Origin of the sequence: Caulobacter sp. AP07 (genome assembly GCF_000281955.1) — a bacterium.
Lineage (GTDB): Bacteria > Pseudomonadota > Alphaproteobacteria > Caulobacterales > Caulobacteraceae > Caulobacter.
Genome location: NZ_AKKF01000084.1, coordinates 1 through 6200 on the forward strand (window position 1 = coordinate 1; position 6200 = coordinate 6200).

5 protein-coding genes are annotated in these 6200 nt (G+C 70.0%); 1 reads left to right on the plus strand and 4 read right to left on the minus strand.

Going from position 1 to position 6200, the window contains the following annotated elements:
* Positions 1 to 1343: DNA primase (gene dnaG / locus PMI01_RS05730; RefSeq protein WP_007665130.1), on the minus strand; the 1343-nt coding region annotated here is incomplete at its 3' end.
* A gap of 96 nt (positions 1344 to 1439) precedes the next feature.
* Complete coding sequence (locus PMI01_RS05735) at positions 1440 to 3164, minus strand: ATP-binding protein (protein WP_007665133.1); 1725 nt, start codon at positions 3162 to 3164, stop codon at positions 1440 to 1442.
* A 168-nt stretch (positions 3165 to 3332) separates the two neighbouring features.
* Here PMI01_RS05735 and PMI01_RS05740 point away from each other — a divergent pair, with 168 nt between their 5' ends.
* The gene (locus tag PMI01_RS05740) at positions 3333 to 4139 is read left to right on the plus strand and encodes a BON domain-containing protein (RefSeq protein WP_007665135.1); all 807 of its coding nucleotides are present in this window, start codon (positions 3333 to 3335) and stop codon (positions 4137 to 4139) included.
* A gap of 12 nt (positions 4140 to 4151) precedes the next feature.
* Here PMI01_RS05740 and PMI01_RS05745 read toward each other — a convergent pair whose 3' ends face one another.
* Entirely contained in the window at positions 4152 to 5252 is a 1101-nt protein-coding gene (locus tag PMI01_RS05745) for a Zn-dependent alcohol dehydrogenase (protein WP_007665137.1), read from the minus strand.
* A gap of 132 nt (positions 5253 to 5384) precedes the next feature.
* Positions 5385 to 5852: a chemotaxis protein CheW gene (locus PMI01_RS05750; RefSeq protein WP_007665139.1), complete on the minus strand. Its 468-nt coding sequence runs from the start codon at positions 5850 to 5852 to the stop codon at positions 5385 to 5387.
* Positions 5853 to 6200: the final 348 nt, after the last annotated feature.

Genomic DNA, 6200 nt, shown 5'->3' on the forward strand with positions numbered 1-6200 from the left:
GGCCGGCCGCCGCCGTCGCCGAAGCCATTGGAGCCCCCGCCGCCGAAGGCGGGCTTCGGAAAGAGCGCGTCGAGCTTGGCGTAGAGATCGTCGCGATAGGCGGCGGCCAGGTCCTTGTCGGCGATGGTCCCGGCGGCGGCGCGCAGGCGCTGCTTGAGGCCGGCCTTGCGCTCGGGGGTGTCCAGCGGCTCCAGGTCGCGCTCGCGGGAGAACAGCGCCTCGACGAACGGCGTGGTCGCCGACATCTGGCTCTTCAGCGCCGCCGCGCCCTGCTCGCGCAGCACGTCGTCGGGGTCCTTGCCGCCGGTCACCATCGAGAAGCGGAACGAGCGGCCGGGCTTGAGCAGGGGCAGGGCGCGGTCGATGGCCCGGCTGGCGGCCCGCTGGCCGGCCTTGTCGCCGTCGAAGCTGAGGGTCGGCTCGGGATGCAGGCGCCACAGCACCTCCATCTGCTCCTCGGTCATGGCCGTGCCCATGGGGGCCACGGCCGGCAGGCCGGCCCGCTGGCAGGCGATGACGTCCATATAGCCCTCGACCACCATCAAGGGCGTCTGCTCCGTGGGCGCGGCGGCCTGGGCGGCGTGCAGCAGCTTGCGGGCCTCGTATAGGCCGTACAGCAGCCGGCCCTTGTGGAAGAGCGTGGTCTCCGGCCCGTTCAGGTACTTGGCCCGGGCGGCGGGGTCCATGGCCCGGCCGCCGAACGACACCACCCGGCCGCGGGTGTCGGTGATCGGGAAGATGATCCGGTCGCGGAACCGGTCATAGGGCGCGCCGCCGTCCTCGGGCGCGATCAGCAGGCCCGCCTCGACCAGTTCGGCCGGCAGGGCGCCCTTGGCGATCAGATAGTCCTTCAGCGCCGTGCGGCTATTGGGCGAAAAGCCCAAGCGGAAGCGGCCCCACTGGTCCTCGGGCAGGGCGCGGCGGGCCAGGTAGTCGCGGGCCGCCTGGCCGACCGGGCGGCGCAGCTCGCTCTCGAACCAGCCGGCGGCCAGCTCCATCCAGTCGGAGAGGCCGGCGCGCTTCTTGTCTTCCTGGGCGGCGCGGGCGTCGGGCTCGGGCAGGGCCATGCCGGCCTCGGCCGCCAGCCGCTCCACCGCCTCGGTGAAGGTCAGCCGCTCGGTCTCCTGCAGGAAACTGATGATGTCGCCGTGCTTGCCGCTGGAGAAGCAGTGGTAGAAGCCCTTGTCGTCATTGACGAAGAACGACGGGCTTTTCTCCTTGGTGAACGGCGACAGCCCCGCATATTCGCGCCCCTGCCGCCGCAGCTTCACCGATTTCCCGATCACGTCGGAAGGGCGAAGGCGGGTCTTCAGCTCGTCAAGGAAATGGTCGTCGAAACGCATGGGATCTGGCGGTCAGCATAGGCGCTGAAACCGAGTCCCGCACGTGTGATCGTGCGTCCGTCCAAAGCTGGATTGGGGCTGTGGATAACGTTGGACCTAGGACGCTCTCGCCCGCAACGGCGCTTCCCGTCGCGGCATGTCACACCCCTCCGCCACCGCCCGCAGCAGTTCGGCCGGCTGGATCGGCTTGGACTGCACGCCGTCGAAGCCCAGGGTCATCAGGCGTTCGGCCTCGCCCGACATGCCGTCGGCGGTCAGGGCGATGACCGGGATGTCGGCGGGACCGCCCTGGCCGGCGCGGATGCGGGCCAGGGCCTCGATGCCGTCCATGGTCGGCATGTGGACGTCCATCAGGACGAGGTCGAAAGGGTCGGTGGCCAGCCGCGCCAAGCCCTGAAGGCCGTCGTCGGCCACGACCACCTCGGCGCCGACCGCCTCCAGCAGGGCGCGGGCCACGGTCTGGTTCACCTGGTTGTCGTCGACCACCAGGATCCGGCGGCCTTCCAGCCCGGCGGGGCGCGGCGACGACAGGGGCGCGGCGGGCGCGGTCGCCGTCGCCAGGGGCAGGGTGACCGTGAAGGTCGAGCCGGCGTCGGGCCGGCTGGTCACTGAGATCCGGCCGCCCATCAGGGTCACCAGATGATGGCAGATCGACAGGCCCAGGCCCGAGCCGCCGAACCGGCGAGTGGTCGAGACCTCGCCCTGGGAAAAGGGCTGGAACAGCCGGGTCTGCTGCTCGGCCGACATGCCGATGCCGGTGTCGGCCACCACGATCTCGACACCGCCGCCGGGCCCGGGGCCGATGGCGACGCGGACGCCGCCGTCCAGGGTGAACTTCACGGCGTTGGAGACCAGGTTGAGCAGGATCTGGCGCACCCGCATCGGGTCGCCGGCCAGCCAGGCGGGGGTGCCGGGGGCGATCTGCAGGACCAGCGCCACGTCCTTGGCCCGGGCCGTTTCGGTCCACAGGTTGTGAAGCTGCCGGCCCAGTTCGGCGACGTCGAAGCTGACGACCTCCAGCTCCAGCTTGCCGGCCTCGATCTTCGACAGGTCGAGGATGTCGTTGAGGATGGCCATCAGGCCGTCGCCGGACTGGATGATGGTGTCCAGGTAGTCGGTCTGGCGGCGGTCCAGGCGGGTGGAGGCCAGGGCGTGGGCCATGCCCATCACCCCGTTCATCGGCGTGCGCAGCTCGTGGCTCATCATCGCCAGGAAGGCGGACTTGGCGCGGTTGGCGGCCTGGGCCTCGACCTGGGCCCGCTCCAGGGCGTGGGCGTTGGCCCGCATCAGCTTGGCGGCGTTGGCCAGATAGGCGCCCAGCCCGACCAGGGCGGTGACCGCGAAGGCCAGCTCCCAGCCGCGAAAGCCGCCGAACACGATCGGCGCCAGGATCAGGGCGGCGACCGGGAAGGGCGCCAGGGCGGTGAAGGCGGCGCGGCTGAGGACGGCGTATTTCAGCGCCTCCAGCAGCAGGCCGAACAGGATGATCAGCGCCGCGAACTTCATGGCCGGCGAGCCGTGGATCCAGGTGAGGGCGGCCATCACCGACCACACGCCGCTGAACGCCGCGACGGTGCTCAGGCGGGTCAGGGCCGAGGCGTACTGGCCCTTGCCGTGGCCGTAGCGCATCTGGTTGAACTGCAGCCAGGCCTCGAGCGCGACATTGACCGCCAACCAGGCGCCGGCCGACTTCCAGCCGAAATTGGCCAGCAGCAGCCCGTCGATCATCAGGCTGATGGCGACGCGCACGGTCCGGCTGCGATGCCCCATCATCAGGAGCGCGCCTTCCAGCCCGTCGTCGAGAAACTCGCTCAGCCGCACCGGCCGCTCCATCGCCACGCTACGTCGTCGATGCGACAACCTGACGTAACAGTGTTCAAGAAGCGTTTAGGTTATCGAGCGGGGCCTGCATCTTCTTGGCGGTGTAATTCGTTATCTCCCATGACGGTTTTGATGCGTCTGGGCCGGGCGAAATCATGGAGAAGACCGATGCCGGAGACTAGATGGAACGATCGCGAAGGACGGTTCGAGGTCGATCGCGACCGCGATTTCGGCGAGGGCCGCGATCCGGATGACGAGGCCGCGCGTCGGGAGCGCCAGGCGCGCGCCGCCGCCGCGCCGCCGCGCCGGCGGGGCGGCGAGTTCCTGCGCGCCCAGGCCCAGGGTGGCGACATCGGCTATGGCCGGGTGGTCTCCGGCGCGGGCTACGGACCGGGATCCGGCAGCTTCCACGCGCCCGGCGACTACGGGATGGTGGGCGGCGTCCACTTCGGCGGCGGCGCCAACCGCTATGTCGACTATGGCCGGCCGCACGAACGCCCCGATGAGGCCGCCCGCGACTTCGGCGCGGGGTCGCACGACCTGCATGGCGGTCACCACCATCACGGCGAGGGCCGCACCTGGCTCGACAGGGCGCGCGACGAGGTCGTGTCGTGGGTGGAGGAACACGACCCCCGTCATCCGCACCACGCGGGCGCCCACCAGGGCGAACACCGCGGGCACGGTCCCAAGAACTACCGCCGCTCGGACGCGCGCGTTCTTGAAGACGTCAGCGACCGCCTGAGCGACGACAGCTGGCTGGACGCCCGGGCGATCGAGGTGGCGGTCGAGAACGGCGAGGTCACCCTGAACGGCCTGGTCGCCTCGCGCGACGACAAGCGCCAGGCCGAGATGCTGATCGAGTCGGTCTCGGGCGTCGGCCACGTGCAGAACAACCTCCGCGTCGCCCAGCCGGAAGCCGATCCCGGGACGGGCGCCGGCCGGCCCGGCGGCACGGGCTTGGGCGGGATGGCCTAGGCGGCGGACGCGTCAGTCGAAGACGATCACCGAGCGCGCCAGCTCGCCGCGCTTCAGCTCGTCGAACGCCGAGTTGACGTCCTCCAGCTTGATGCGGCGCGAGATCAGTTCGTCCAGCTTCAGCTTGCCGGCCATGTAGGCGTCGACCAGGCGAGGCATGTCGACCGGGAAGCGGTTGGAGCCCATGTAGCTGCCCTGGATCTTCTTCTCGCCCAGGAAGTCGGGTCCGTGCAGTTCGATCATCGTGCCGACCGGGATCATGCCGATGATGTTGGCCGTGCCGCCCCGGCGCAGCATCTTGAAGGCCTGCTCGGCGGTGGCCTTCAGGCCGATGGCCTCGAAGCTGTGATGCACGCCGCCGCCGGTCAGCTCCTGGACCTGCTTGACCGGGTCGCCGGCCCCCGCGTCGATGACGTCGGTGGCTCCGAACGTCTTGGCCAGCTCCAGCTTGTTGTGGATCCGGTCGATGGCGATGATCCGGCCCGCGCCGGCCATGACCGCGCCATTGATGGTGGCCAGGCCGACGCCGCCGCAGCCGATCACCGCCACGGTCTCGCCGGGCCGCACGCCGGAGGTGTGGATCACCGCGCCGACCCCGGTCATCACCGAACAGCCGATCAGGGCGGCGCGGTCGAAGGGCATGTCGCGGCGGATGGCGACGCAGGCGTGCTCGTGGACCAGCATCTGCTCGGCGAAGGACGACAGGTTGAGGAACTGCGCCATCCGGGTGTCGCCGGCGCCCGACAGGTCCTCGCGGAACAGCCGGGGCTCCTCGCCCTTGGCGCGCTTGGTCTCGGGACTGATGCAGAGGTTCATGTGGCCCGTCAGGCAGACCTCGCAATGGCCGCAATAGGCCGACAGGCAGGTGATCACGTGGTCGCCGACCTTGACGGTGCGCACCTCCGAGCCGACCGCCTCGACGATCCCGGCGCTCTCGTGGCCCAGCACGGCGGGCAGGGGATGGGGGTAGGAGCCCTCGACGAAGTGCAGGTCGGAATGGCAGACGCCGGCGGCCTTGGTGCGGATCAGCACCTCGCGCGGACCCGGCTTGCCGATCGAGACGGTCTCGATGGTGAGCGGCTTGCCCACTTCGCGCAGAACGGCGGCCTTCATCGGCGATCTCCCTTTTGATTGGGGGAGACCCTAGCGTCGCGGCGGGGGCGGAAGGAAGGGGTGTTCGAACAAATGTTTGGAGACGGTGGGCGGGGCTGGGGACAGGCGCATGCGCCTGTCCCCAATTTGGCCCTAGGCCGCCAGCGCCACCTTGCGGTCGGGCAGGATGGCCTCGACGGCCAGCAGCACGACCATGGTCGTCTCGGTGGTGATCACCGCCGCGACCAGGGGCGAGGCTTCCTCGCCGAGCGGTGGCGGCGGGCTGATGGCGCTGGCCGAGACGATGAAGCTGTCGCAGACCGCGTCGACCAGCAGGCCGGCGACGTCGTCATGGTGCTCGATCACGATGATCACCTGGCGGGCGCTGTCCTGGGCCACGCCCTTGCCCAGGCGTTCGGACAGGTCGATGACCGGCATGACCTGGCCGCGCAGGTTGATGACGCCGCGCACATAGGGCGGCGCGTCGGGCAGCGGGGTGGCGGGGGTCACGCCGCGGATCTCGCGGACCGCGCCCACGGGCACGCAATAGGTCTGGGTCCCGACCTCGAACGACAGGATCTGCAGATCCTCGCCGGCCGCATAAGCCACGTTCCTGGACATCGCCTGATCGCCTTCCAGCCTTCGGACCGCCCGTTCTGGGCGCCGTCGTCGGCTTCCAGCTACGCGCGAAAAGGTGAATAAATCGGACGCTATTCCAGAGATTTAGGGCGTTGCGACAACCTGACGGCCCCGTTCAGCCTGCGTTCAGCCGCCGAGGCGGAGGATGGACCCAAGATGGAGGCGACGTGGTGACACGGCGCTCCTGGAAGGACACAGCGTCATGAACCGCACTCTGAAGACCAATATCGGCCGTGTCGCCGCCGGCCTCGCCGCCCTGGCCATGGTCGCCGGCTCGACCGCCGCCTCGGCCCAATCCTACCGCCACGGCGGCTACTACGGCGGCCGCCA